General features: G+C 72.6%; 18 protein-coding genes and 1 pseudogene. 8 read left to right on the top strand and 11 right to left on the bottom strand.

The annotated features are described in order from the left end of the window. Positions 1-29: 29 nt before the first annotated feature. From tesB to OHA65_RS14345, 4 genes are all read right to left on the bottom strand, one after another. Positions 30-905: an acyl-CoA thioesterase II gene (gene tesB / locus OHA65_RS14360; protein WP_327283516.1), complete on the bottom strand. Its 876-nt coding sequence runs from the start codon at positions 903-905 to the stop codon at positions 30-32. A 6-nt stretch (positions 906-911) separates the two neighbouring features. Further along, positions 912-2,069 carry an acyl-CoA dehydrogenase family protein gene (locus tag OHA65_RS14355; RefSeq protein WP_327283515.1) on the bottom strand — a complete coding sequence of 386 codons (1,158 nt, stop codon included), beginning with the start codon at positions 2,067-2,069 and terminating at the stop codon, positions 912-914. Positions 2,070-2,245: 176 nt separating this feature from the next. Beyond that, positions 2,246-2,569, bottom strand: a complete 324-nt coding sequence (locus tag OHA65_RS14350) for a hypothetical protein (RefSeq protein ID WP_328762806.1) — start codon at positions 2,567-2,569, stop codon at positions 2,246-2,248. A gap of 126 nt (positions 2,570-2,695) precedes the next feature. Next, positions 2,696-4,888 carry a helix-turn-helix domain-containing protein gene (locus OHA65_RS14345; protein ID WP_405761965.1) on the bottom strand — a complete coding sequence of 731 codons (2,193 nt, stop codon included), beginning with the start codon at positions 4,886-4,888 and terminating at the stop codon, positions 2,696-2,698. 116 nt (positions 4,889-5,004) lie between these two features. On the opposite strand from OHA65_RS14345, the gene speB reads away from it, so the two are divergent. The 5 genes from speB (at position 5,005) to OHA65_RS14320 (ending at position 13,816) form a co-directional block, all read left to right on the top strand. Next, the gene (gene speB / locus OHA65_RS14340; protein ID WP_327283512.1) at positions 5,005-5,973 is read left to right on the top strand and encodes an agmatinase; all 969 of its coding nucleotides are present in this window, start codon (positions 5,005-5,007) and stop codon (positions 5,971-5,973) included. An 18-nt stretch (positions 5,974-5,991) separates the two neighbouring features. Then, positions 5,992-7,686: a thiamine pyrophosphate-binding protein gene (locus tag OHA65_RS14335; protein ID WP_327283511.1), complete on the top strand. Its 1,695-nt coding sequence runs from the start codon at positions 5,992-5,994 to the stop codon at positions 7,684-7,686. A gap of 180 nt (positions 7,687-7,866) precedes the next feature. Then, positions 7,867-11,715 (top strand): ABC transporter ATP-binding protein, encoded by a 3,849-nt coding sequence (locus OHA65_RS14330; protein ID WP_328762803.1) that lies wholly within the window; start codon positions 7,867-7,869, stop codon positions 11,713-11,715. A 246-nt stretch (positions 11,716-11,961) separates the two neighbouring features. After that, positions 11,962-12,297, top strand: coding sequence for a hypothetical protein (locus tag OHA65_RS14325; RefSeq protein ID WP_327285653.1), 336 nt, complete (start codon positions 11,962-11,964; stop codon positions 12,295-12,297). An 85-nt stretch (positions 12,298-12,382) separates the two neighbouring features. Further along, entirely contained in the window at positions 12,383-13,816 is a 1,434-nt protein-coding gene (locus OHA65_RS14320) for a S28 family serine protease (protein ID WP_327283509.1), read from the top strand. 44 nt (positions 13,817-13,860) lie between these two features. Here the strand turns inward: OHA65_RS14320 and OHA65_RS14315 are convergent, their stop codons facing one another. Together OHA65_RS14315 and OHA65_RS14310 are read right to left on the bottom strand one after the other, a co-directional pair. Beyond that, positions 13,861-15,747, bottom strand: coding sequence for a glycoside hydrolase family 3 protein (locus OHA65_RS14315; protein ID WP_405763409.1), 1,887 nt, complete (start codon positions 15,745-15,747; stop codon positions 13,861-13,863). Between the two features lie 55 nt (positions 15,748-15,802). After that, positions 15,803-16,759, bottom strand: coding sequence for a LysR substrate-binding domain-containing protein (locus OHA65_RS14310; RefSeq protein ID WP_327283507.1), 957 nt, complete (start codon positions 16,757-16,759; stop codon positions 15,803-15,805). Between the two features lie 111 nt (positions 16,760-16,870). On the opposite strand from OHA65_RS14310, the gene OHA65_RS14305 reads away from it, so the two are divergent. Then, complete coding sequence (locus tag OHA65_RS14305; protein ID WP_327283506.1) at positions 16,871-17,815, top strand: EamA family transporter; 945 nt, start codon at positions 16,871-16,873, stop codon at positions 17,813-17,815. Here the strand turns inward: OHA65_RS14305 and OHA65_RS14300 are convergent. Next, a pseudogene (locus tag OHA65_RS14300) lies at positions 17,766-18,263 on the bottom strand (GNAT family N-acetyltransferase); the annotation flags it as partial. The gene OHA65_RS14305 and the pseudogene OHA65_RS14300 sit on opposite strands and share 50 nt — an antisense overlap. A 158-nt stretch (positions 18,264-18,421) precedes the next feature. Then, entirely contained in the window at positions 18,422-18,886 is a 465-nt protein-coding gene (locus tag OHA65_RS14295; protein ID WP_405763407.1) for a DUF937 domain-containing protein, read from the bottom strand. A gap of 368 nt (positions 18,887-19,254) precedes the next feature. On the opposite strand from OHA65_RS14295, the gene OHA65_RS14290 reads away from it, so the two are divergent. After that, positions 19,255-21,498: an ATP-dependent RecD-like DNA helicase gene (locus tag OHA65_RS14290; protein ID WP_327283505.1), complete on the top strand. Its 2,244-nt coding sequence runs from the start codon at positions 19,255-19,257 to the stop codon at positions 21,496-21,498. 182 nt (positions 21,499-21,680) lie between these two features. Further along, complete coding sequence (locus OHA65_RS14285) at positions 21,681-22,970, top strand: citrate synthase (RefSeq protein ID WP_327283504.1); 1,290 nt, start codon at positions 21,681-21,683, stop codon at positions 22,968-22,970. A 418-nt stretch (positions 22,971-23,388) separates the two neighbouring features. Here the strand turns inward: OHA65_RS14285 and OHA65_RS14280 are convergent, their stop codons facing one another. From OHA65_RS14280 to OHA65_RS14270, 3 genes are all read right to left on the bottom strand, one after another. Continuing rightward, positions 23,389-25,665 (bottom strand): heavy metal translocating P-type ATPase, encoded by a 2,277-nt coding sequence (locus OHA65_RS14280; RefSeq protein WP_371643598.1) that lies wholly within the window; start codon positions 25,663-25,665, stop codon positions 23,389-23,391. A gap of 100 nt (positions 25,666-25,765) precedes the next feature. Further along, positions 25,766-26,002 (bottom strand): heavy-metal-associated domain-containing protein, encoded by a 237-nt coding sequence (locus tag OHA65_RS14275; RefSeq protein WP_327283502.1) that lies wholly within the window; start codon positions 26,000-26,002, stop codon positions 25,766-25,768. Between the two features lie 182 nt (positions 26,003-26,184). Then, the gene (locus tag OHA65_RS14270) at positions 26,185-26,853 is read right to left on the bottom strand and encodes a TetR/AcrR family transcriptional regulator (protein WP_327283501.1); all 669 of its coding nucleotides are present in this window, start codon (positions 26,851-26,853) and stop codon (positions 26,185-26,187) included. Between the last annotated feature and the right edge of the window lie 50 nt (positions 26,854-26,903).

Below are 26,903 nucleotides of genomic sequence, written 5' to 3'. Positions count from 1 at the left end.
TGTGGCCGAGCGCACGCGGCCGTCCGGGGTCAGGCGCGCGGAACGCGCACCACGCCCTCCTGGATGACGGTCACGGCGAGGCGCCCGTCCTGCGTCCAGATCCTGGCCTGCCCCAGGCCCCGCCCGGCGGCCGCCGAGGGGGACTCCTGGTCGTAGAGGAGCCATTCGTCGGCGCGGAACGGCCGGTGGAACCACATCGCGTGGTCCAGTGAGGCGCCCACCACGTCACCGACCGCCCAACCGCCCCGGCCGTGCGCGAGTAGCACCGAGTCGAGCAGGGTCATGTCCGAGACGTACGTGGCCAGGCAGATGTGCAGCAACGGGTCGTCCGCGAGCTTGCCCTGGGTGCGGAACCAGACCTGCGAGCGCGGTTCCGTCGGCCGGCCGACCGAACCCCACGGCGGCGTGGTCGCGTACCGCAGGTCCACGGCGCCGCGCGATTCGAGCAACCTCTCGACGGTTCCCGGGTCGCGGAAGGTGTCGCGGTAATGCGGCAGCGCCTCGGCCGCCGTCGGTAGCGACTCCGGGTCGGGCGCGGTGGGCATCGGGCTCTGGTGCTCCAGCCCCTCCTCGTACGTCTGGAAGGACGCGGAGAGGTGGAAGATCGGCTGCCCGTGCTGGACCGCGACGACGCGGCGGGTGGTGAAGGAGCGCCCGTCGCGGATCCGGTCCACGGAGTACACGATGGGCGCACCCGAGTCGCCGGTGCGCAGGAAGTACGAGTGCAGCGAGTGCGGCAGCCGGTCGCCGGGCACCGTCCGGCCGGCGGCGACCAGGGCCTGCGCGGCGACCTGGCCGCCGAACACGCGCGGCACCAGGGAGGTCCGGCTGGTGCCGCGGAAGATGTTCTCCTCGATCTGCTCCAGGTCGAGCAGATCGAGGAGATCCTGCAGTGCCTCGTTCAAGGGGACTTACAGGCCCATCGACTTGGCGATGATGGTCTTCATGATCTCGCTGGTGCCGCCGTAGATGCGGTTGACGCGGTTGTCGGCGTACAGGCGGGCGATCGGGTACTCGTTCATGTAGCCGTAGCCGCCGTGCAGCTGGAGGCAGCGGTCGATCACGCGGTGCGCGACCTCGGTGCAGAACAGCTTCGCGGAGGCGGCCTCGGCGGGGGTCAGCTCGCCGGCGTCCAGGGCCTCCAGGGCGCGGTCCGCGACGGCCTGGGCGGCGTCCACCTCGGCCTGGCAGGCGGCCAGCTCGAACTTGGTGTTCTGGAAGTGCGCGACCGGCTTGCCGAAGACGGTGCGGTCCGTGACGTACTGCTGGGCGAACCGGACGGCCGCGGCGGCCTGGGCGTACGCGCCGAACGCGATGCCCCAGCGCTCGGAGGCCAGGTTGTGGCCGAGGTAGTAGAAGCCCTTGCCCTCCTCGCCGAGCAGGTCCTCGACCGGGACCTTGACGTCGACGAACGCCAGCTCGGCGGTGTCGGAGGTCTTCAGGCCCAGCTTGTCGAGCTTGCGGCCGATCGAGTAGCCCTCGGACTTGGTGTCCACGGCGAAGAGGGAGATGCCGAAGCGGCGGTCGTCCTCGCTCGGGGCGGAGGTACGGGCGCAGACGATCACGCGGTCGGCGTGCACGCCGCCGGTGATGAAGGTCTTGGAGCCGTTGAGGACGTAGTGCGTGCCGTCCTCGGAGAGCTTGGCGGTGGTCTTCATGCCCGCGACGTCGGAGCCGGTGCCCGGCTCGGTCATCGCGAGGGCCCACATCTCCTCACCGGAGACGAACTTCGGGAGGAAGCGCTTCTTCTGCTCGTCGTCGGCCAGCATCTTGATGTACGGGAGGGCGAGCAGCACGTGCACGCCGGAGCCGCCGAAGTTCACGCCCGCGCGGGAGGTCTCCTCGTACAGGACGGCCTCGAACTTGTGGGTGTCCAGGCCGGCGCCGCCGAACTCCTCGGGGACGTTGATGCCGAAGACGCCCAGCTCGCCGAGCTTGTAGTAGAAGTCGCGCGGGGCCTGGCCGGCCGCGAACCACTCGTCGTAGACGGGGACGACCTCGGCCTCTATGAAGGCGCGGATGGTCTCGCGGAACGCCTCGTGGTCCTCGTTGAAAACGGTACGGCGCACAGCCGCCTCCTCGATCCTGTCGCCCGTCGCGCTGTCGCGCCGTGTCTAAGCGCTTGCTCAGACCAATAAGTTACCGGTGGGTTGGGCGGGCTGTCCAGACATGGGGGAGGGGTACCGGGTGTGATGTCCGCCGGTGGACCGCCACGGCGGTCCACCGGCGGACATCACACGGGGAACTACCTGCCGAGGACGCTGCCCGTCCACTGGCCGGCGGCGCCGTGCATCATGGCGTCGTTGCTCAGGACCTGCGTCCCTGGCATGGCCGCCATGCCGATGTCGCCGGTCGGGGCCGCACCGTTGTGGGAACCGACCGTGTTGTCGCGTCCGGCGTTGAAGACGTCGTCGCCGGCCAGCTGGTTCAGGTCGCCGAAGACGATCGAGTACGTGTTGTCGATCGGTGCGTAGACGGTGAAGGCGCCGTCGGCGAAGGCGGCGGACGCGCCCGCCAGGATGATGCCACCGGCGGCGAGAGCGGTCAGGGCGAGGCGGATCGATCGCACGGGTACTGCCTTTCGTGGAGGTGGGGAGCAGTGCGAAGGTAGGCCGCTTCGCATGCCGAGCCCCGGCACCCGCCGCCAGACGGCCCGAGTCCATTCGTACGGCGCAGCCGTCCGGCCGGGCCCCGGTCAGATTTCCGTGTTCCGGCGCAGGGCGAACCACAGCTCCATCCGGATGTCCGGGTCGTCCAGATCGCGGTCCAGCAGGTTCGCGGCGCGGGCGACGCGCTGGCGCACGGTGTTGCGGTGCAGCCCCAGGGCGGCGGCGCTGCGGTCCCAGCTGCCGTGGTGGGACAGCCAGGCGCGCAGGGTCTCGCGCAGGGCGGGGGAGAGCGGTCCCAGCAGCGCCTCGGCGTGGGCACGGGCCTCGGCTTCGCCCACCAGGCCCGCGAAGCCGGGGTCGGTGTGCCGGGCCAGCGGGGTGCGGGCCGCCTCGGCGCGGTCCAGGGCGCGCCGGGCCTGTGCGTCTGCGGCGGCCAGCGCGTCGGGCCCGGCCGGGGCGCTGACCCCCAGCCGCCACCCGTGCTGCGGGGCCGGATCCCGGTCGGTGAGCAGCCGTACGGCCGGGCCGTCCGGGTCCAGCAGTACGGTGCCCAGCGCGGCGGCGAGGGCCCGCGGGTCGGCGCCGCCCCGGGCGTGGACGGCGTACCAGGGCCCGGGCCCTCCGAGCGCCCCGGCGGGGGAGCCGCCCAGCAGCAGCCGGGCCAGCGATGCGGCCTCGGCGCCGGCCGGCCGATCGGCCGTGAGGAGGGCCAGCAGGACGGCGGCCACGGACGCGATCGTGTGGTCGCCGGGCGCCCGCTCGGCCGTGGCAACGCCCAGGGCCTGGCCGCCGCCGAGGGCGTAGGCGGCGAGCTGGACCCCGTCCGCGGTGGCGGTGGCCGTGGCAGCGGCGTCGGGGGCCACCCGACCGGCCAGTGCGACCAGTGCGGCCATCGCCTCGGCGGAGGGCGCGGGTCCGGCACAGGCGGACACAACCCTGCGGCCCACCCCCACGCCACCACCGACCGCCTCGGCACCCCCTCGGACCTCGGCGGCCCCAGTGGCACCCCCTCCGACCCTGGCGGCCGCGGCAGCCCTTACGGCCCCTGCGGCCCCAATGCCCCCGACATCCGCTCCGACCTTGGGGGGACTGGCAGCCCCTGCGACCCCCGCGGGCCCGGTGGACCCGGCAGCTCCGGCGGACCCAGAGGCTCCTGCGGGCCCGGTGGCCCCTGCCGCCCTGGTGACACCGGCGGCCCCTGCGGCCCCGGTGGCTCCGGCAGTCCCGGCGACCCCTGCGGGCCCGGTGGCTCCTGCCGGCCCTGCGGACCCAGAGGCTCCTGCGGGCCCGGTGGTCCCTGCCGCCCTGGTGACATCGGCAGCCCCTGCGGCCCCGGTGGCTCCGGCAGCTCCGGCGAACCCGGTGGGCCCGGTGGCTCCGGCAGTCCCGGCGGACCCAGGGGCTCCTGTGGGCCCGGTGGCCCGTGCCGCCCTGGTGACACCGGCAGCCCCTGCGGCCCCGGTGGGCCCGGTGGCTCCGGCAGCTCCGGCGAACCCTGCGGGCCCGGTGGCTCCGGCAGTCCCGGCGGACCCAGGGGCTCCTGTGGGCCCGGTGGCCCGTGCCGCCCTGGTGACACCGGCAGCCCCTGCGGCAACGGCAGGCCCTGCGGCAACGGCGGCCCCTGCGGCCCCGGCGGGGCTCGGCGGGGCCAGTAGGGCTGCCCAGCCGCCCAGGCTGGCCGCCAGGCGGCGCAGGACCGCCGGGACCGGATCGGGGCGGGCGGCCGCGGCCGCGAGGGCCTGCTGGGCTTCGGTGACCCGGCGCAGCTCGCGGGTCCGCGCCTCGGCCATCAGCCGCCACACGGCGCGGGCCACGGCCGTGAACCGGGTCTGCGGAGGCACTTCCAGCAGCGGCAGCCCGTGCCGCGCACTCGCCCGGACGAGCTCCGGCGGCACCTCCGCGTGCAGCGGCGCCACCCCGAACCCGAGCGCGGCCACCCCCGACCCGACCAGCCGTCGTACGTACGCATCGGCGGCGGCGTCAGCGTCGCCCGCGATGCCGCCGGCGTCGCCCGCGTCGCCCGGTCCGACCGCGCCGCCCGGCCCGCCCGCGCCGCTTGGGCCGGCCTCCGGGGCCGTCAAGCCCGCCCCCGCCGTGAGGAGCAGCTCGCCGCCCAGGAGGTAGGGCGACGGGTCCGCCATCTCCGAGGCGTGCACCCCGTGCACCTCCGCCCGCTCGGGCCCGGCGATCAGCCGCAGTTCCAGCCCGCGATCGGCGAGCAGTGCGCCGAGCGCGACCGCGGGCGTGGGCGGGATGTCGGTCCCGGCAGGCTTCGTCATGGATGCTCCGTACATTTCAACGCCACCCGATGGATGAAACGTACACTTCGCGCCCCGGTGTGGGCCGCTTACGCTCGAAGGACCGCACCGTAGGACCTCCAGAAGGGCACACCCCGATGAGCAACGAGCAGACGCCGCGCGGACCGGTCGACTCCTCCCGCATCCCGCGCTACGCGGGCCCGGCGACCTTCGCCCGGCTGCCCCGTCTGGACGAGGTCGGCTCCGCGGACGTCGCCGTCGTCGGCGTGCCGTTCGACTCGGGTGTCTCCTACCGCCCCGGTGCCCGCTTCGGCGGCAACGCCATCCGCGAGGCCTCCCGCCTGCTGCGCCCGTACAACCCGGCGCAGGACGCCTCCCCGTTCGCGCTCGCCCAGGTGGCGGACGCCGGCGACATCGCCGTGAACCCCTTCAATATCAACGAGGCCGTCGAGACGGTCGAGGCGGCCGCGGACGAGCTCCTCGGCGCCGGCTCCCGCCTGATGACCCTCGGCGGCGACCACACCATCGCCCTCCCGCTGCTCCGCTCCGTCGCCAAGAAGCACGGCCCGGTGGCCCTGCTGCACTTCGACGCGCACCTGGACACCTGGGACACGTACTTCGGCGCCGAGTACACGCACGGCACGCCGTTCCGCCGCGCCGTGGAGGAAGGCATCCTCGACACCGAGGCGCTGTCGCACGTCGGCACCCGCGGCCCGCTGTACGGCAAGCAGGACCTCGACGACGACGCCAAGATGGGCTTCGGCATCGTGACCTCGGCCGACGTCTACCGGCGCGGGGCCGACGAGGTCGCCGACCAGCTGCGCCAGCGCATCGGCGACCGCCCGCTGTACATCTCGATCGACATCGACGTGCTGGACCCGGCGCACGCCCCGGGCACGGGTACGCCGGAGGCGGGCGGCATGACCTCCCGCGAGCTGCTGGAGATCATCCGGGGTCTGTCCTCCTGCAACCTGGTCTCGGCGGACGTCGTCGAGGTCGCCCCGGCGTACGATCACGCCGAGATCACCTCGGTCGCCGCCTCGCACACCGCGTACGAGCTGACGACGATCATGAGCCGCCAGATCGCTGCCGCGAAGGCGAAGTAAGAAGGGCACCCCGCACCCGTGACGCACGACCACGACCTGGTACTCCGTCCCACCGAGGCCCAGACGGCGGCCGCTCTCGCGCCGCCGCCGGGTCGGACGGGCGGGGACCTGGTCGTGGAGACGCTGCGCTCGCTGGGCGCCACCACCGTGTTCGGGCTGCCGGGGCAGCACGCGCTCGGCACCTTCGACGCGGTGGGCCGCTCGGACCTGCGGCTGATCGGGCTGCGGACCGAGAACAACGCCGCCTTCGCGGCGGACGCGTACGGCCGCGTCACGGGCGAGGCGGTCCCCCTCCTGCTCTCCACGGGCCCGGGCGCGCTGATGGCCCTGCCGGCCCTGGCGGAGGCGGCCGCCGCCTCCGCCCCGGTCCTCGCCATCGCCTCCCAGGTCCCGGTCGCGGGCCTGGGCGGCGGCCGGCGCGGGCACCTGCACGAGCTGCGGGAGCAGTCGGCTTCGTTCCGGGACGTGGTGAAGTCGGTCCACACGGCCCGCACGCAGTCCCAGATCCCCTCGGTGATCGCGGAGGCCTGGGAATCGGCGCTGACGGCTCCGCACGGCCCGGTCTGGATCGAGATCCCGGAGGACGTCCTCCGCGCGGAAACGATGATCCCCCAGGTCACGGGCGTGGACGCGACCCCGCACGAACTCGCCCCGCGCCCCGAGCTCACCGCTCTCGCGGCGCACTGGCTGGGCAGGGCCGCCCGCCCGGTGATCATCGCGGGCGGCGGGGTGATCCGCTCCGACGCGGCCGGCAAGCTGCGCCTGCTGGCGGAGCGGTTGAACGCCCCGGTGGTCACCACCTTCGGCGGCAAGGGCGCCTTCCCGTGGAACCACCCGCTGTCCCTCCAGTCCTGGCTGGAGGACCGCCACATGACGGACTTCCTGGAGGACGCGGACGTACTCCTGGTCGTCGGCTCCGGCCTCGGTGAACTGTCCTCGAACTACCACACGTTCTTCCCCGAGGGCAGGGTCATCCAGATCGAGGCGGACCTCGGCAAGCTGGAGTCCAACCACACCGCCCTCGGCATCCACGCCGACGCCCGCCTCGCCCTCCAGGCCCTGCTGGAGACCGCCCCGGAACGCGCGGACGACTCCGCTCCCGAACGGGTGGCGAAGGTCCTCTCGGAGATCGACACCCGCCTGTCCGGCCAGGACGTGGCAGTGGAGCGGCAGCTCCTCGCCTCGATCCGCGCGGCCCTGCCCGCCCGCTCCCCGTCCTTCTGGGACATGACGATCCTGTCCTACTGGGCCTGGTCCGCGTTCGACGCGAAGCACCCCAACACGATGCACTCGGCGCAGGGCGCGGGCGGCCTCGGCTACGCCTTCCCGGCCGCCCTCGGCGCCTGCGTCGCCGAACCGGACACCCCGGTCCTGGCGGTCTCGGGCGACGGTGGAGCGATGTACTCGATCGCGGACCTGGCGACGGCGAAGCAGCACGACCTGGACGTGACCTGGCTGATCGTCGACGACGGCGGCTACGGCATCCTCCGCGAGTACATGACGGACTCCTTCGACGGCCGCACGACGGGCACGGAACTCACCCGCCCGGACTTCACCGCCCTGGCCCGGTCCTTCGGCGTCGCGGCCTCGACGACGAGCCCGCAGAGCCTGCGGGACGACCTGAAGCACGCGCTGGCCACCCCGGGCCCGACGGTCCTGGTCCTCCCGGTCACCCTCCGCATGTTCGCCCCGACCCACCTGCCCGCGGAGTGACGGCAGGGCGGTCCGTACGCCCCTCCGGATGACGCCGCCGCACCCCGCCGCCACGGTCGGCCGCTCCCGGCGTGCGCCGCAGGTTCGCCGGGCGCACCTTCGCATTGTTGCGGCGGGATGAAATCCGCCGGTCGGGGCGTTGGGGGAGGCGGCAGGACAGGACCAACGGGGAGGCGTCACGTGACGGCGGCAGAGAAGGCAGCGGGCGAGAAACAGGGCTGGGCCAGGCGGCTCACCGCCTATACCTGGCGGTACCGGCTCAATGTGTTGCTCGCGCTCGGGTCCTCGCTGGCCGGCATGGCCGTGATGGCGCTCGTACCGCTGGTCACCAAGGTCATCATCGACGACGTCATCGGCGACCACAGCAAACCGATGGGCACATGGGCCGGGCTGCTCATAGGCGCCGCGGTCCTCGTGTACGTCCTGACGTACGTACGCCGGTACTACGGCGGCCGTCTCGCGCTCGACGTCCAGCACGACCTGCGCACCGACATGTACGACACCATCGCCCGCCTCGACGGGCGCCGCCAGGACGAGCTGTCCACCGGCCAGGTCGTCGGCCGGGCCACCAGCGACCTCCAGCTCATCCAGGGCCTGCTCTTCATGCTCCCGATGACCATCGGGAACTTCCTCCTCTTCGCGATATCGCTCGGCATCATGCTGTGGCTGTCCCCGGTGCTGACCCTCGTCGCGCTGCTGATGGCCCCCGCCCTCTGGTTCATCGCCAAGCGCAGCCGCAAGAAGCTCTTCCCCGCCACCTGGTGGGCCCAGGGTCAGGCCGCCGCCGTCGCCACCGTCGTCGACGGGGCCGTCACCGGCGTCCGCGTCGTCAAGGGCTTCGGCCAGGAGGAGCAGGAGACCGACAAGCTGCGCACCGCCGGGCGCCGGCTGTTCGCCGGCCGGATGCGCACCATCCGGCTCAACTCCCGCTACACCCCCGCCCTACAGGCCGTACCCGCCCTCGGGCAGGTCGCCATGCTGGCCCTCGGCGGCTGGATGGCCACCAAGGGGCAGGTCACCCTCGGCACCTTCGTCGCGTTCTCCACTTACCTCGCCCAGCTCGTCGGCCCCGTCCGCATGCTCGCCATGGTCCTGACCGTCGGCCAGCAGGCCCGGGCCGGCGTCGAGCGCGTCTTCGAGCTCATCGACACCGAGCCCGCCATCGAGGAGGGCGGCCACGAGCTGCCCGCCGACGCCCCCGCCACCGTCGACTTCGATGGCGTCGTCTTCGGATACGACCCCGAGCGGCCCGTCCTGGACGGGTTCTCGCTCTCCATCGCCGAGGGCGAGACCGTCGCCGTCGTCGGGGCCTCCGGCTCCGGCAAGTCCACCGTTTCGCTCCTGCTGCCCCGCTTCTACGACGCCGACCGCGGCACCGTCCGCGTCGGCGGGCACGACGTGCGCGAGTTGACGTACGACTCCCTGCGCGCCGCCATCGGGCTCGTACCGGAAGACTCCTTCCTCTTCTCCGACACCATCCGCGCCAACATCGCGTACGGGCAGCCCGACGCCACCAACGTGCAGATCGAGGCCGCCGCCCGCGCCGCCCAGGCCGAATCGTTCATCCAGGCCCTGCCCGCCGGGTACGACACCAAGGTCGGCGAACAGGGCCTCACCCTCTCCGGCGGCCAGCGCCAGCGCATCGCACTGGCCCGCGCGATCCTCACCGACCCCCGGCTGCTGCTCCTCGACGACGCGACCTCCGCCGTCGACGCCCGCGTCGAGCACGAGATCCACGAGGCGCTGCGCGCCGTCATGGCCGGCCGCACCACCCTCCTGATCGCCCACCGCCGCTCCACGCTCGCGCTGGCCGACCGGATCGCCGTACTCGACCGCGGGCGGCTCTCCGACATCGGTACGCACGAGGAGCTGGAGCGCAGGTCACCCCTCTACCGGCGGCTGCTCACCGACCCGGACGCGCTCGGCGCCGGCTCGCCGCGCACCCCCGATGCGGTCGCGATGGGCGAGTTCGAGCGGGACATCGACGGGAACCTCGAACGGGACATCGAGCTCGAAGCCGAAATCGACTCCGAGCCGGTCAATGCCAAGCGCCGGGCCGTCGACGGGGTGACCCCCGAGCTCTGGCGCCGCCAGGAGGAAGCGGAGTCCACCGCTTCCCCCGCCGCCGGGACCGGCGCCCCCGGCGCGGGCCACTCCATGGCCGGCGCCGTCGCCGGAATGCCGGCCACCCCCGAACTGCTCGCACAGGTGGCCGCACTGCCGCCCGCCGATGACGAGCCCGCCGTGGACGAGGACCGCGCCACGGCAGCCGAACAGAGCTACAACCTGCGCCGGCTGCTCCACGGCTTCTGGGCGCCCCTCGCCGTCAGCCTCGGCCTCGTCGCCGTCGATGCCGGCTCCGGGCTGCTGCTCCCCATCCTGATCCGGCACGGCATCGACAAGGGCGTCGAGCAGGCCGCCCTCGGGGCCGTCTGGGTGGCCGCCGCCCTGGCGCTCGCCGTCGTGGTCGCGCAGTGGGCCGCCCAGTTCGCCGAGACCCGGATGACGGGGCGGACCGGCGAGCGCGTCCTGTACGCCCTGCGCGTCAAGATCTTCGCCCAGCTCCAGCGCCTCGGCCTCGACTACTACGAGCGCGAACTGACCGGCAAGATCATGACCCGGATGACCACCGACGTGGACGCCCTCTCGACGTTCCTGCAGACCGGGCTGGTCACCGCCGTCGTCTCCGTCTTCACCTTCTTCGGCATCCTGATCGCGCTGCTCGTGCTCGACGTCGAACTGGCGCTGATCGTCTTCGCGACCCTCCCGCTGCTGGTGATCGGCACGATCGTGTTCCGCCGCAAGTCGGTCGCCGCGTACGAGCTCGCCCGCGACCGGGTCAGCCTGGTCAACGCCGACCTCCAGGAGTCCGTCTCCGGGCTGCGCATCGTCCAGGCCTTCCGCCGCCAGCATGCCGGCGCCGCCCGGTTCGCGGAGCGCAGCGACTCGTACCGCGAGGCCCGGGTGCGCGGGCAGTGGCTGATATCCGTCTACTTCCCCTTCGTGCAGCTGCTGTCCTCCGGGGCCGCTGCCGCCGTGCTGATCGTCGGCGCGGGTCGGGTGGAGGCCGGCACCCTCACCACCGGCGCGCTGGTGGCGTACCTGCTCTACATCGACCTGTTCTTCGCGCCCGTCCAGCAGCTCTCCCAGGTCTTCGACGGCTACCAGCAGGCCACCGTCTCCCTCGGCCGGATCCAGGGACTGCTGCGCGAACCCACCAGCACCCCGCGCCCGGCCGAGCCGCGCGCGGTCGGGGAGCTGCGCGGCGAGATCGCCTTCGAGGACGTCCGGTTCGGGTACGGCACCGCCGAGGAGCGCGGGGAGAAGGACGAAGCGCTGGCCGGAATCAGCCTGCGGATACCCGCTGGCCAGACCGTGGCCTTCGTCGGCGAAACCGGCGCCGGCAAGTCCACGTTGGTCAAGCTCGTGGCCCGGTTCTACGACCCGACCTCCGGCCGGGTCACCGCCGACGGCACCGACCTGCGCGAGCTCGACCTGGCGGGGTACCGCCATCGGCTCGGGGTCGTCCCCCAGGAGCCGTACCTGTTCCCGGGGACGGTCCGCGACGCCATCGCCTACGGGCGGCCCGAGGCGGGCGACGCGCAGGTGGAGGCGGCCGCCCGTGCGGTCGGCGCCCACGACATGATCGCCACCCTCGACGGCGGCTACCTGCACACCGTCGCCGAGCGCGGCCGCAACCTCTCGGCCGGCCAGCGCCAGCTGATCGCCCTGGCCCGCGCCGAACTCGTCGACCCCGACGTACTGCTGCTGGACGAGGCCACCGCCGCGCTCGACCTGGCCACCGAGGCCCAGGTCAACCAGGCCACCGACCGGCTCGCCGGCAAGCGCACCACCCTCGTGGTGGCGCACCGGCTGACCACGGCCGCGCGCGCCGACCGGGTCGTGGTCATGGACCGCGGCCGGGTCGTGGAGGACGGCACCCACGCCGAACTCGTGGCCCGCGGCGGCCGCTACGCCGAACTGTGGCGCACCTTCATCGGCGAGGACGAACCGGCCGCAGCGATCTAGACCGCCGCCGCAGCCCCTCCCAGCGACGAGGGCCCCGGACCCGTCACCCGACGGCTCCGGGGCCCTCGGCCGTGGTCGCGGGGGCGGTGGGCGGCGGGCCGGGCAGGGATCTTGTCGGATGCAACCTTCCGGGGGCCCTGCGCGTCGTACGTGCGTACGTGTTGCGTACGACCGATCGGGGGCGGCATGGGGTACGGGTGGAAGGGGCGCGGCCGGGGGGCCGCGTCTGCAGGGGCCTTCGCGCTGATGCTGTGCGTGGGCGGCCTGCTCGCGGCGCCGCCGGCGCAGGCGGCGACCGGTGGCTGCGGGGGCGCCCTGGTCAGGACCCTGCCCCTGCCGACGGGCGAGGTGCGGGTCTACAAGAGCCGTACGCAGGCCTGCGCGGTGACGGTGGCCGGCGATCCGGGGCGGCGCCGGCCGATGGCGGTGAGCATCCAGCCGCGCGGCGGGGTCCCCGTCCGCGACGCCGGGCAATTCACCCGGTATGCCGGTCCTGTCACCGTCGGTGCGATCAGCCGCTGCGTGTATGTAAAGGGAAGCATCGAGGCCGGATCTGTCGATTCCGGCTGGATTCTGTGCTGAACGGGCGGCCCAACTAGGTCTATTCAGTGGCGCGTTGGCCCCGCTAGGTTCACGTTCGACCGAAGTGAACTCAAGGGGAGGGTGAATGCGCAAGACGCTCGGCTGGCTGCTGTCACTCGTGGTGCTGATCGGCACCATGGGGGCAGCCGGCTTCACGGCTCAGGCGGCCACCGCCGCAGGGCCGTCCGCCGCGACGGACATCAAGGACGAGATCCTCGCCATCCCGGGGATGAGTCTGATCGAGGAGAAGGAGTACCCCGGGTACCGCTTCTTCGTACTGAACTACGAGCAGCCGGTCGACCACCGGAACCCGTCGAAGGGCACCTTCAAGCAGCGCTTCACCCTGCTGCACAAGGACGTCTCCCGGCCCACGGTCTTCTACACCTCCGGCTACAACGTCAACACCAGCCCGCGCCGCAGTGAGCCCACGACCATCGTCGACGGCAACCAGGTGTCGCTGGAGTACCGGTTCTTCACGCCCTCCCGGCCCGATCCGGCCAACTGGGCCAACCTGGACATCTGGCAGGCCGCCAGCGACCAGCACCGCCTCTACACCGCCCTGAAGAAGGTCTACAAGAAGAACTGGCTCGCCACGGGCGGCAGCAAGGGCGGCATGACGGCGACCTACTACGAGCGCTACTACCCGCGCGACATGGACGGTGTCGTCGCGTACGTCGCGCCCAACGACGTCGTCAACAACGAGGACTCGGCCTACGACCGGTTCTTCAACAAGGTCGGCACCAAGGAGTGCCGCGACAAGCTGAACGCGGTGCAGCGCGAGGCGCTCGTCCGCCGTGAGCCGCTGGAGGCCAAGTACGCGGCGGCCGCCGCCGAGAACGGCTGGACCTTCACCACCGTGGGCAACCTCGACAAGGCCTACGAGGCCGTCGTGCTCGACTACGTGTGGGCGTTCTGGCAGTACAGCCTGCTGGCCGACTGCGCTTCCATCCCGGACGCCAAGGCCGCGAGCGACCAGGAGATCTGGGACTCGGTCGACACGATCTCCGGCTTCTCGGCCTACGCCGACCAGGGCCTTGAGACGTACACGCCGTACTACTACCAGGCGGGTACGCAGCTCGGTTCGCCCGACATCAAGCAGCCGCACCTCAAGGGCCTGAGCCGCTACGGCTACCAGTCGCCGCGCAACTTCGTGCCCCGCGACATCCCGATGACCTTCCAGCCCGGGGTCATGGCGGACGTGGACAACTGGGTGAAGCGCAACGCCAACCAGATGCTGTTCGTGTACGGGCAGAACGACCCGTGGGGTGCCGAACCGTTCCACCTCGGCTACGGGGTGCACGACAGCTACGTGATGATCGCGCCGGGCGCCAACCACGGGGCCAACGTCGCCAAGCTCCAGGACGGCGAGAAGGCGCTGGCCACGCAGAAGATCCTGCAGTGGGCCGGCGTCGCCCCCGCCGCCGCACTCGTCGACGCGGGCCGGGCGACGCCGCTGGCGAAGCCCGACGCGGTGCTCGACCAGAAGGACCAGGAGCGCGAGCCGCAGCTGCGGCCGTAGCCCGTAGCCCGCGGGCAGCTCCCGGCCGCGGGCTGGCGTACGCGCTAGTCGTACGCCAGCCCGTGGCCCAGCGGGTAGCGGCCCGGTACGGGGACCGGCAGGCGGCCCGTGGGCCGTACCGCGCCGGTGACCACCCGGGCCGCCGCCCGCATCTCCACGTCCGTCCAGGTGTACGTCGCCAGCTCCGCCGCGCAGGCGGGCAGCCGGGCCGGGTCGTACGGATTGCGGATCGCCACCAGGACCACGGGCACCCCGGTGGCCAGCAGCTCCGTGACCAGGGTGCGCTGCGGACTGTCCCCCTCCGGGACGTTGTACGTGCACACCAGCACCGCCGCGTTGCCGGGGGCCGCGGCCACCGCCCGGGCGGGCGGCACGGCCGTCGCCCGGCAGCCCAGGGCGGTCAGCTCCCGGGCCAGTACCAGCGTGGGGGGCCCCGTCGTACCGCTGGGGGAGGCCGGATCGGTCCCGGTGACCAGCAGCTGCGGTGCCGCCACCGGATCCAGCGGCAGCAGTTTCACGGGATTGGCCAGCAGGGTCGTCGTACCCGCCGCGATCTCGTCGGCGGCGCTCAGGTGCGCCGGGATCCCCACCAGGGCGCCCACCTGCCCGGCGGCGGTGTGCGCGGCGTCGAACAGGCCCCGGCGGGACTTCAGTTCCAGGATCCGCAGCACGGACTCCTCGATCCGCTCCCGCGTCAGCTCGCCCGCCTCGACGGCCGCGAGCACGCTGCGGTGCGCGAGCCCCAGGTCCGGCGGGTTCAGCAGCTGGTCGCAGCCCGCCTTCAGGGCCAGCACCGGGACCCGGTCGTCCCCGTACTTCTGGCGGACCCCGGCCATGTCCAGGGCGTCGGTGACCACCACGCCCCGGAAGCCCAGGCGTTCGCGCAGGATCCCGGTCACGATCGGTCGCGAGAGGGTCGCCGGGTCCCCCGAGGGGTCGAGCGCGGGGAAGACGATGTGCGCCGTCATCACGGCGTCCACGCCCGCGGCCACCGCCGCCCGGAACGGCGGCTCGTCCAGCTCCTCCCACTGCGCCCGGCTGTGCCGCATGACCGGCAGCCCGACGTGGCTGTCGGTCTCGGTGTCCCCGTGACCCGGGAAGTGCTTGGCGGTGGCGGCCACCCCGGCGCCCTGGTAGCCGCGGACCTGGGCGGCGACCAGGGCCGCCACCGCCTGCGGGTCGGCGCCGAAGGACCGTACGCCGATCACCGGATTGGCGGGGTTCACGTTCACGTCGGCCACCGGCGCGTAGTTCTGGCGGATGCCCATCGCGGCCAGCTCGGCACCCGCGATGCGCGCGGCGCGGCGGGCCTCGGCGACGCCCGCCGAATCGGCGCCCCCGGAATCGGTTCCTGCGGATCCGGTGCCCGCGGATCCGGTCCCTGCGGATCCGGTGGCCGCGGGCGAGCCGCCGCCCGCGCCGCGCCGTGCCCCCAGCGCCATCGCCCCCGGCAGCAGCGTCGCCGGCTTGCCGATGCGCGCCACCGCACCGTGCTCCTGGTCAGTGGACAGCATCAGCGGGACGCCGGACCCGGAGCCGGCGGCCGTCCGCTGGAGCGCGGCCGACAGCTCGGCGATCTGCTGCGGGTCGCGCGTGTTGTGGGCCCAGGAGAAGTAGATGATCCCGCCGAGGTGGTAGCGGGCGACCAGCTCCGCGGCCGAGCGCACCCCGAACAGCTTCAGGTTCTGCTCGGCGTCCGCCGGATCGGGGTCGGTGGCCGAATGGCCGTACGCGCGGGAGACGAAGAGCTGCCCGACCTGCTCGGCCAGGCTCATCCCGGCCACCAGGCGGCGCAGCGCCGCCCGGTCGGGCGCCGGTCCGGGCGGCCGGTCGCCGGGGCGCGCGTCGTCGGGGCGCGGCCGGCCGTCCGGACCGCCCGGAGAGCCGCCCACGGCGTACGAGGCCACCCCGGCGGCCGTGACGGCGGCCATGGCGGCCGCGGTGAGCAGGGACCTGCGGGAGGCGTGGTACGACACGCGCCGGACCCTACTGCCGGGCAGCGCCCCCGCAGCCGTGGACACTCGGGAGGTCCCCCGGAAGGGGTGCCGCGTACGCCCACTGCTCCTGGAGGGCCCGCACGGCCTCGGTGATCGCCGGCCGGCGGGCCGCCCCCGTCCGCCACAGGGCGTACAACCTGCGGACGGGGCCTGGTTCCAGCGGCACGGCCACCGCTCCCGGCGGCAGCGCCCCGGTGCCCAACCGGGGTACGACGGCCACCCCCAGCCCGGCGGCGACCAGCGCGACGATCGTGTGGTTCTCCTCGGCCACGTGCGCGATGTCGGGCTCGAACCCGGCGGTGCGCAGCGTCCGCATCAGCCAGTCGTGGCAGACCCGGCCGGGCGGCTGGCAGACCCAGCGCTGGCCGCCGAGGTCGGTCCTGTGGATGACCGCCCGCTGCGTGAACGGATGGCCCTGAGGTACCACCAGATCGCAGCGGTCGTCCCCGATGACCGCCTGATCGATGCCCTCCGGGGCCGGCAGCGGGGCGATGTCCCAGTCGTGGGCCACCGCCAGGTCGGTCACTCCCCGGGCCACCAGGTCCACCGAGAGGTGGGGGTCGACCTCCGTGAGGCGTACGTCCAGCGCGGGATGTCGGCGCGCGAGATCGGCGAGCACCCCCGGCAGCAGGCCGCGCGCCGCCGAGGCGAACGCGGCCACCGTCAGCAGCCCGCTCGGCCGGCCGCGCCGCTCCTCCAGGGTGGTCTCGGCGCGCTCCACGATAGCCAGCAACTCCTGGGCCGTTTCGGCCAGGTGCCGGGCCTCCTCGGTGAGCGCCACCCCGCGCCCGCGCCGCTCCAGCAGCGTGGTCCGGGTCTCCCGCTCCAGTTTGCCGATCTGCTGGGACACGGCGGAGGGGGTGTAGCCGAGGGCGGCCGCCGCGCCCGCGACCGAGCCGTGGACGGAGACGGCGTGCAGGGCGCGCAGCCGGGAGAGGTCGAGCATGCGGCCCATGGTAGGCACCGCCGGACCGCGGGGGACCCGTAAGCAATGCTTCATCCATCCCGGAAGGGATCCGCGCTGGTGCTACATGGTTGCCGCGTCGATGCTCGAAGCATGCGTCCCGTTCACACTGCACTCGCCGTACTCGTCGCCGCCGTCTGGGGCTTCAACTTCGTCGTCATCGAGATCGGTCTCGGCCACTTCCCGCCGCTGCTCCTGTCCGCCCTGCGCTTCCTCGTCGCCGCGCTGCCCGCCGTGTTCTTCGTCGGCCGGCCCAAGGCCGCCTGGAAGTGGATCATTGCCGTCGGAGTGGCCCTCGGCGTCGCCAAGTTCGGTCTCCTCTTCACCGGCATGGCCGCCGGGATGCCGGCCGGACTGTCCTCCCTCGTGCTCCAGGTGCAGTCCGTCTTCACCGCCGTCCTGGCCTCCGTCGTCCTGCGCGAGCGGCCCGGGCGGATCCGGATGGCCGGCATGGCGGTGGCGCTCGCCGGGATCGTCGTCGCCGCCGTGGACGGGGGCACCTCCGGGCCGGTGCTCGGCTTCACCCTGGTCGTCGCGGCCGCCGCCTGCTGGGGCGTGTCCAACGTGCTGACGCGGAAGGCGTCCCCGCCCGACGCGCTGAACTTCATGGTCTGGGTGTGCACCGTCCCCGTGCTGCCGCTGTTCGCGCTGTCGCTGCTGCTGGAGGGGCCCGAGCGGGACCTGGCCGCGCTGCGCGGGCTGGACTGGTCCGCAGCGGCGGTCATCGGGTACGTCGCCTGGGTTTCCACGGTGTTCGGGTTCGGAGCCTGGAACCACCTGCTAAGGCGCTACCCGGCCTCGTCGGTCGCGCCGTTCTCGCTGCTGGTGCCGGTGTTCGGGATGTCCTCGGCCGCGCTGGTCCTGGGCGAGGAGGTCTCGGGGCTGCGCTGGGTGGCGGCGCTGCTGCTGGTCGGCGGGGTGGGCATGACCTCGCTGGCGCCCACCCGCGCAGGAACCCGCACGGTGGCGCAGGGCGGGGGCGCGGAGGTCAGTGCGGGGAGTCCTCCTGCAGCGGCAGCCGCCAGTCCTGCCCCGTGAGCGTGACGCCGTACGAGCGGTGCGGGCGCTCGGCGACCAGGACGAACCCGGCGCGCTGGTAGAGGGAACGGGCCGAGGTCAGCACGTCGTTGGTCCAGAGCACCAGCTCGCGGTAGCCGACGGAGCGGGCGAAGGCGACGACGGTGGCGACCAGGAGGGCGCCGATGCCGTGCCCGCGGCCCTCCGGCTCGACCAGGAGCAGCCGCAGCCGCGCCGTGCCGGGCGAGCCGTCCTCGCGGACGCACATCACCGAGCCGACCGGGCGGCCGTCCAGCTCGGCGATCCAGACCCGCTCCAGGTACGGGTCGTGGTCCTCGGCGAAGTCCGCGACGATCCGGGCCACCAGGCCCTCGAAGTCCGTGTTCCAGCCGTACTCGGCGGCGTAGAGCGCGCCGTGCCGCTGCACGATCCAGCCCAGGTCTCCGGGCTCCGGGGCCCGCAGCCGTACCGGTGCGTCGGAGTTGCTAGCAGGGGGCTCCATGGCGCCCGAGGATAGCGCGGCGGGGGCCGCGCGGCGGCGGGCCGGGGCGGGGTCATGGTGGGGCGAGGGCGAGGGCGAGGGCGAGGGCGAGGGCGAGGGCGGGACGGGGCCGGGCAGGGCGGGCGCTACTTCCTGCCGTCGCCGAGGATCTGGCCGAGCAGATCGCCGAGGCCGCCGCCCTCCGCCGGAGCCGTTCCGGGTGCGCCTGCCGGCGCGGCACCGGGGGCCGGGGCTGCGGCGGCGCCCTGGCCGGCGGCCGCGCGCTTGGCGAAGACCGCCAGCAGCACCGGGATCAGCAACTCGATGACACGACTGACGGTGGCCGCGGGGATGCCGGTCTTCTTGGACACCGCCGCGGCGACCGGCTTGCTCGCCTTCGCGAGCACCCCGGCCATCAGGCCGCCGCCGAGCAGGCCCCCGCCGAGCGTGGCCACACCCTTCAGCGGGGGCTCGGCGATCTCGGCGAGGGCGTCGCGGACCTCATTGCCGTCGGCGTCCCCGGCGTCGGCCTTCTGCTGGAGGCCGCCGGTCATGGCGTCGACCGTGGTCGTGACGGTCTCGCGCGCGCCCGCGGCGTCGGTGCCGAGCAGGCCGGCGATCTCGGTCAGCCCGGAGGGCCCAGCTCGCCGAGCACGTCGTCCTGGAACGAAGGTTCACTCATGCCGGAAACGCTACTTCCGCGGTGATTCAGCGGTATTTCGGATGGACGCCTGAGGCCCTTGAGGTAATGGAAACGTAAAGTTCCGATTCCGTGTGCAACCCCCGGGCGGGGCAGCGGGTCGTATGGTGCGTCGGCACTTCCGGGGAGGGATCTGGGGGGATCGGGAAGTCCGACACGGGAGGGGTAACCGTGAGGGGGTCCGGCCGCGAGGCCGGACCCCCTTCTGGGTCCTCCCCGGACCCGCTCCGGTTTCCACAGGCCTGACGGGCTGTCGGTGCCGGGCGGTAACTTCGTGCCATGGCGAGCAACGGGGCGGTGCAACACGCGGTGGTCGAGGGGGTGCTTGAGCGCATCACCTACGCCAACGAGGAGAGCGGGTACACGGTCGCCCGGGTCGACACCGGGCGCGGCAGCGGCGACCTGCTCACGGTCGTCGGGTCCCTGCTCGGGGCCCAGCCCGGCGAATCGCTGCGCATGGAGGGCCGTTGGGGCTCCCATCCCCAGTACGGCAAGCAGTTCACGGTCGAGAACTACCGCACCGTGCTCCCCGCGACGATCCAGGGGATCCGGCGCTACCTCGGCTCGGGCCTGATCAAGGGCATCGGTCCGAAGATCGCCGACCGGATCGTGGAGCACTTCGGGACCGACACCCTCGATGTGATCGAGGCGGATCCCAAGCGGCTGATCGAGGTACCCGGGCTCGGCCCCAAACGGACCGGACTGATCGGTGCCGCCTGGGAGGAGCAGAAGGCGATCAAGGAGGTCATGGTCTTCCTCCAGGGCGTCGGCGTCTCCACCTCCATCGCGGTCCGGATCTACAAGAAGTACGCCGACGCCTCCATCTCGGTGGTCAAGAACCAGCCGTACCGGCTCGCCGCGGACGTGTGGGGCATCGGCTTCCTCACCGCCGACCGCATCGCGCAGGCCGTCGGCATCCCGCACGACAGTCCCGAGCGGGTCAAGGCCGGACTCCAGTACGCCCTGTCCCAGTCCACCGACCAGGGCCACTGCTTCCTGCCCGAGGAACGACTGATCGCCGACGGGGTCAAGCTGCTCCAGGTGGACACCGGCCTCGTCATCGAATGCCTGGCCGAGCTCGCCGCCGACCCGGAGGGCGTCGTACGGGAAGCGGTGCCCGATCCGCGGGGCGGGCCGCCGCTGACCGCCGTGTACCTGGTGCCCTTCCACCGGGCCGAGCTCTCGCTGGTCGGGCAGGTGCGGCGGCTCCTGCATGCCGAGGAGGACCGGATGCCCGGCTTCCAGGACGTGGACTGGGACAAGGCCCTGGGCTGGCTCGCCGGGCGGACCGGGGCCAAGCTGGCCCCCGAGCAGCGGGACGCCGTCCGGCTGGCGCTGACCCGCCGGGTGGCGGTCATGACCGGCGGGCCGGGTTGCGGGAAGTCCTTCACCGTCCGCTCGATCGTGGAGCTGGCCCGGGCCAAGAAGGCCAAGGTCGTGCTCGCCGCCCCCACCGGCCGAGCCGCGAAACGGCTCGCGGAACTCACCGGGGCCGAGGCCTCGACCGTGCACCGGCTGCTGGAGCTCAAGCCGGGCGGGGACGCGGCGTACGACCGCGAGCGCCCGCTGGACGCGGACCTGGTGGTCGTCGACGAGGCCTCGATGCTGGACCTGCTGTTGGCGAACAAGCTGGTCAAAGCGGTGGCTCCGGGCGCCCACCTGCTGCTCGTCGGGGACGTGGACCAACTCCCCTCGGTCGGCGCCGGGGAGGTGCTGCGGGACCTGCTGGCCGAGGGCGGCCCGGTGCCCGCGGTCCGGCTGACCCGGATCTTCCGGCAGGCCCAGCAGTCGGGCGTGGTCACCAACGCCCACCGGATCAACACCGGCCTGCCGCCGCTCACCGACGGGCTGCCCGACTTCTTCCTCTTCCCCGAGGAGGACACCGAGGAGGCCGGGCGGCTCGCCGTGGACGTGGCGGCCCGGCGGATCCCGGCCAGGTTCGGACTGGACCCGCGCCGTGACGTCCAGGTGCTCGCCCCCATGCACCGCGGCCCGGCCGGCGCCGGAAACCTCAACGGGCTGCTCCAGCAGGCGATCACACCGGCCCGGCCGGATCTGCCCGAGAAGCGGTTCGGCGGCCGGGTCTTCCGGGTCGGGGACAAGGTGACCCAGATCCGGAACAACTACGAGAAGGGCGCCAACGGCGTCTTCAACGGCACGGTCGGCGTGGTCACCGCCCTCGACGAGGAGGGGCAGCGGCTGACGGTGCGGACGGAGGAGGACGAGGAGGTGGCCTACGAGTTCGCCGAGTTGGACGAGCTGGCGCACGCGTACGCCGTCACCATCCACCGCTCCCAAGGCAGTGAATATCCGGCCGTGGTGATCCCTGTCACCACCGGCGCTTGGATGATGCTCCAGCGCAACTTGCTCTACACGGCGGTGACCAGGGCGAAGAAACTGGTCGTCCTGGTCGGGTCCCGCAAGGCCCTCGGCCAGGCTGTGCGTACCGTTTCCGCAGGTAGGAGGTACACGGCGGTCGCGTCCAGGCTGTCCGGCCGGATACCGGTGGGAAACATCACCTAGATGATCGATCATTTGGGGTTCCCGCGCCGGTGTGGAGGGGGCAGGATGAGCAGGTTGAAGGCACTCAGTGCCGTCAAAAAGACCAAAGGCCGACCCCGAGTGCACTCTCCTGCGCCAAATGGGGGAAGGTAGAGGCAGTCAGGGCACCTCGAAGAAGAGGCACTACGTCGGTGAGGGATGACGTGAGCGACAACTCTGTAGTACTCCGGTACGCGGACGGTGAATACACCTACCCGGTGGTCGAAAGCACCGTCGGTGACCAGGGCTTCGACATCTCGAAGCTGAGGGCCCAGACCGGGCTCGTCACCTTGGACAGCGGCTACGGCAACACCGCCGCGTACAAGTCCGCGATCACCTACCTCGACGGTGAGCAGGGCATCCTGCGCTACCGCGGTTACCCGATCGAGCAGCTCGCCGAGCGTTCGACCTTCATCGAGGTCGCGTACCTGCTGATCAACGGTGAGCTGCCGACCGTCGACCAGCTCGCGTCGTTCCGCAACGACATCACCCAGCACACGCTGCTGCACGAGGACGTCAAGCGGTTCTACGACGGCTTCCCGCGCGACGCGCACCCGATGGCGATGCTGTCCTCCGTGGTCAGCGCGCTGTCGACGTTCTACCAGGACAGCCACAACCCGTTCGACGAGAAGCAGCGCAACCTCTCGACGATCCGCCTGCTGGCCAAGCTCCCGACGATCGCGGCGTACGCGTACAAGAAGTCGGTCGGCCACCCGGTCGTCTACCCGCGCAACGACCTCGGCTACGTCGAGAACTTCCTGCGCATGACCTTCTCCGTGCCGGCCCAGGAGTACGACCTGGACCCGGTCGTGGTCTCGGCGCTCGACAAGCTGCTGATCCTGCACGCGGACCACGAGCAGAACTGCTCGACCTCCACCGTGCGCCTGGTCGGTTCCTCGCAGGCGAACATGTTCGCCTCGATCTCCGCCGGCATCTCGGCCCTGTGGGGTCCGCTGCACGGTGGCGCCAACCAGTCCGTTCTGGAGATGCTGGAAGGCATCAAGAACGACGGCGGCGACGTCGACGCCTTCATCCGCAAGGTGAAGAACAAGGAAGACGGCGTCCGCCTCATGGGCTTCGGGCACCGCGTCTACAAGAGCTTCGACCCGCGGGCGACGATCATCAAGGCGGCGGCGCACGACGTCCTCTCGGCCCTCGGCAAGAGCGACGAGCTGCTCGACATCGCGCTCAAGCTGGAAGAGCACGCGCTGGCCGACGAGTACTTCGTCTCGCGCAACCTCTACCCGAACGTGGACTTCTACACCGGCCTGATCTACCGCGCCATGGGCTTCCCGACCGAGATGTTCACCGTGCTCTTCGCGCTCGGTCGCCTTCCCGGCTGGATCGCCCAGTGGCACGAGATGATCAAGGAGCCGGGTTCCCGCATCGGCCGTCCGCGCCAGATCTACACCGGTGAGGTCCTGCGCGACTTCGTCCCGGTCGAGGCCCGCTGACCCGAGGCCCACACCGCGGCCCGCTGACCCGAGGCTCAATCCGAGGCCCGCAGGCAAGCGAAAAGCGCCCCGCCGTCGATCCCCCCACGGGTCGACGGTCGGGGCGCTTTCCTTTCCCCGGAACGGATTCCCCCCACGGGACCCGAGCCGGGGCGTCTGCGAGGAGCGCACGCGGAGTGCGCCCCATGGGTGTCTGCCGGGACCCGTACGGGTCGGGAAGGCCGCTCAAAGCACCCCGTTGGGCACGCGTCCCGGCCGGCTGATGCCCGGGATGTCCCCCAAGACCCCCGTGAACGTCCCCCAAGACGTTCCTGGCACCGCCCCATTAGACCCACTGCAGTGCCAGATGGTTACGTTGCAATCACTGTGATCTGCGTCTCCCGTGAAGGAAGTGTGCGCAGAGTGGGGAGAAGATCCCTTAGCGGAAGGATCGCAACCGGAGGCTGTTGCTCACCACGAAAACGGAGGAGAACGCCATCGCGGCCCCCGCAATCATCGGGTTGAGCAGGCCAGCGGCCGCGAGGGGCAGGGCTGCCACGTTGTAGCCGAAAGCCCAGAACAGGTTGCCCTTGATGGTGGCGAGGGTCCGGCGGGAGAGCCGGATCGCGTCCGCCGCCACCCGCAGGTCTCCCCGTACGAGGGTCAGGTCGCCCGCCTCGATCGCGGCGTCCGTGCCGGTGCCCATGGCCAGGCCCAGGTCCGCCTGGGCCAGCGCGGCCGCGTCGTTGACCCCGTCGCCCACCATGGCGACCGTACGGCCCTGCGCCTGGAGCCGGCGTACGACGTCCACCTTGTCCTGCGGTAGCACCTCGGCGATCACCTCGTCGATGCCCACCTCGCGGGCCACCGTCTCCGCCACGGCCTTGTTGTCCCCGGTCAGCAGGACGGGGGTCAGGCCCAGCGCGCGCAGCCGCGACACCGCCTCGGCGCTGGTCTCCTTGACCGCGTCGGCCACGGTCAGGACCCCGCGGGCCGCTCCGTCCCAGGCCACCAGGACGGCGGTGCTGCCCAGCGCCTCGGCGTCGGCCTTGGCCTCGGCCAGGGCCGACGGCAGCGGGATCGACCAGTCGGCCAGCAGCTGCTCGCGACCCACCAGGACGGCGTGCCCGTCGACCACGCCCTGGACGCCGAGCCCGGCGAGGGCCTCGAAGGACTCCGGGGCCGGCAGGGCTCCGGCGCGCTCGACGGCGCCGGTGGCGATGGCGCGGGCGATCGGGTGCTCGGAGGCGTGCTCCAGCGAGCCCGCGAGACGGAGCAGCTCCAGCTCGTCGACACCGGCGGCGGGGTGCACGCCGGACAGGGTCATCCGGCCGGTGGTGACCGTGCCCGTCTTGTCGAGCACGACCGTGTCGACGCGGCGGGTGGACTCCAGCACCTCGGGCCCCTTGATCAGGATGCCGAGCTGCGCGCCCCGCCCAGTGCCGACCATCAGCGCGGTCGGGGTGGCCAGGCCCAAGGCGCACGGGCAGGCGATGATCAGGACGGCCACGGCGGCGGTGAAGGCGGCGGTGGGGTCGTCGGTGATCAGCAGCCAGGTGACCCAGGTGCCGAGCGCCAGCAGCAGCACGACCGGTACGAAGACTCCGGAGATCCGGTCGGCCAGGCGCTGTACCTCGGCCTTGCCGTTCTGCGCCTCCTCGACGAGCCTGGCCATCCGGGCGAGCTGGGTGTCGGCGCCGATCCGGGTGGCTTCGACGACGAGCCGGCCCGAGGCGTTGACGGTGGCCCCGGTGACGGAGTCGCCCACGCCGACCTCGACCGGGACGGACTCGCCGGTCAGCATCGAGGCGTCCACGGCGGACGTCCCTTCGACGACCGTGCCGTCGGTGGCGATCTTCTCTCCGGGGCGGACGACGAACCGGTCGCCGACCGCGAGCTGCGCCACGGGGATCCGCACCTCGCTGCCACCGCGCAGCACGGCCACGTCCTTTGCGCCCAGCTCCAGCAGGGCCCTCAGGGCGGCGCCCGCCTTCCGCTTAGAGCGGGCCTCCAGGTAGCGGCCGAGCAGGATGAAGCTGACGACGCCCGCGGCGACCTCCAGGTAGATCGCGGAGGAGCCGTCCGCGCGCGAGACGGAGAAGTCGAACCCGTGCCGCATGCCGGGCATGCCGGCGTGGCCGAAGAACAGGGCCCACAGCGACCACGCGAAGGCGGCGAGGGTACCGACCGAGACCAGGGTGTCCATGGTGGCGGCGCCGTGCCGGGCGTTGGTCCAGGCGGCCCGGTGGAAGGGGAGGGCGCCCCAGACGACGACGGGGGCGGCCAGGGTCAGCGAGAGCCACTGCCAGTTGTCGAACTGGAGGGCCGGGACCATCGAGAGCAGGACGACGGGGAAGGCGAGGGCGGCGGAGACCAGCAGCCGCTGGCGCAGCGCGGCCAGTTCGGGGACGGGCGCGGGTCCGGGAGCGCCCGGGGCCTCCGCTTCGGGCTCCGGCGCGGGCGGCGGGGGCTCCTCGGCGGTGTAGCCGGTCTTGACGACCGTCGCGATCAGGTCGGCGACCTCGACGCCGTCGCCGTACGAGACGCGGGCCTTCTCGGTGGCGTAGTTCACCGTGGCGGTGACCCCGTCCATCCGGTTCAGCTTCTTCTCGATGCGGGCGGCGCAGGAGGCGCAGGTCATTCCGCCGATGCTCAGCTCGACCTCGGCGGCCGGGGCGGTCGCTATGGGCCCGTCGTGCACTGTGCTGCTGCTCATGTCCGGCTCCAGGGGGAGGGCCGGGTCGTACGGAACCAGTATGAGCTGGCCGGTACGACCCGGCGGGGTACTGCGGAGGAGGGGCGGGTGGTGGCGCTGCTCAGCCGGCCTGGCCGGCGAACTCGTAGCCGGCCTCGTCGACGGCGGCACGCACGTCCTCGTCGGCGAGCGGGGCGGCGGAGACCACGGTGACCTCGCCGGTCGCGGCGACGGCCTTGACCGAGCTGACGCCCGGAAGGGCGGAGATCTCGGTGGTCACCGCGCCCTCGCAGTGGCCGCAGGTCATGCCGGTCACGCGGTAGACGGTGGTGGTCCGGGTGTCCGTCTCGGCGTTCATGTCGTTCTCCTCTTCAGGGGCGTATCCGGGCGCCTGGGGGCGGCGGTGTCACCCCACCGTCCTCCCGACACTTCGAGACTATACCCCTAGGGGGTATCAATGCGAGCGTGCGCCGCCACTTCCGGCCGGTTCGACCGGTCCCGGGCCGGTCCGGGCTGCGGAGTGCGGGGCGGGGGCCGCGGTCAGTGCCGGTGGGGCGTGGTGACCATCGGCTCCACGTAGCGCAGCAGCACGGTCTTCGCCTCGGCGACGTACGCGGCGCGCTCGGCGCCCTCGCTCGCGAGGATCAGGTCCAGCGAGGCCTTGAAGATGCCCAGGATCATGTTGGAGACGCGGGTGATCTCTTCGGGTGTGCCGTCCGGGCAGAAGGTGCGCAGGACGCCCTCGACGCGGGTCAGTAGCCCGGAATGCAGCTCCTCGTGTTCCTGGGCGATGCCGGGGATGCCGGAGCCGTGCATCAGGGCCCAGAAGGCCGGGTTCTCGCAGTTGAAGGCGATGACCGGGTCCAGGACGGCGTCGAGCAGCTCGGGCAGTGGCTTGTCCAGGTTCTCCGGGAGGAAGGCCTGGCCGTGCATCTCGTGGGCGCGCCGGAGTAGCTGGCCGCCCAGCTCGATGGCGATGGCCTCCTTGTTCGGGAAGAACTGGTAGAGCGTGCCCGGCGAGACCTCGGCTTCGCGGGCGATGGCGTTGGTGCTGGCCGCGGCGTAGCCGGTGCGGCAGAACACACTGGCGGCAGCCGCCAGGAGCTGGGCGATCCGGCGCTCCCCGCGGGCCTGGCGTCGCGGAGCGGCAGTCTTTTTGGTGGCCTTTGGGGCCTTGGTGGCGCTTTCGGCCTGGGACCTCTCCGGCATGTTCCGTCCCTTGCTTCCCGTGGGTGATTGACAAACGCGAGAGGGCGCTC

This window comes from Streptomyces sp. NBC_00045 (assembly GCF_045041095.1).
Taxonomy (GTDB): domain Bacteria; phylum Actinomycetota; class Actinomycetes; order Streptomycetales; family Streptomycetaceae; genus Streptomyces.
Note: the sequence above shows the minus strand (reverse complement) of the source record. Positions and strands in the feature narration are given on the sequence as shown.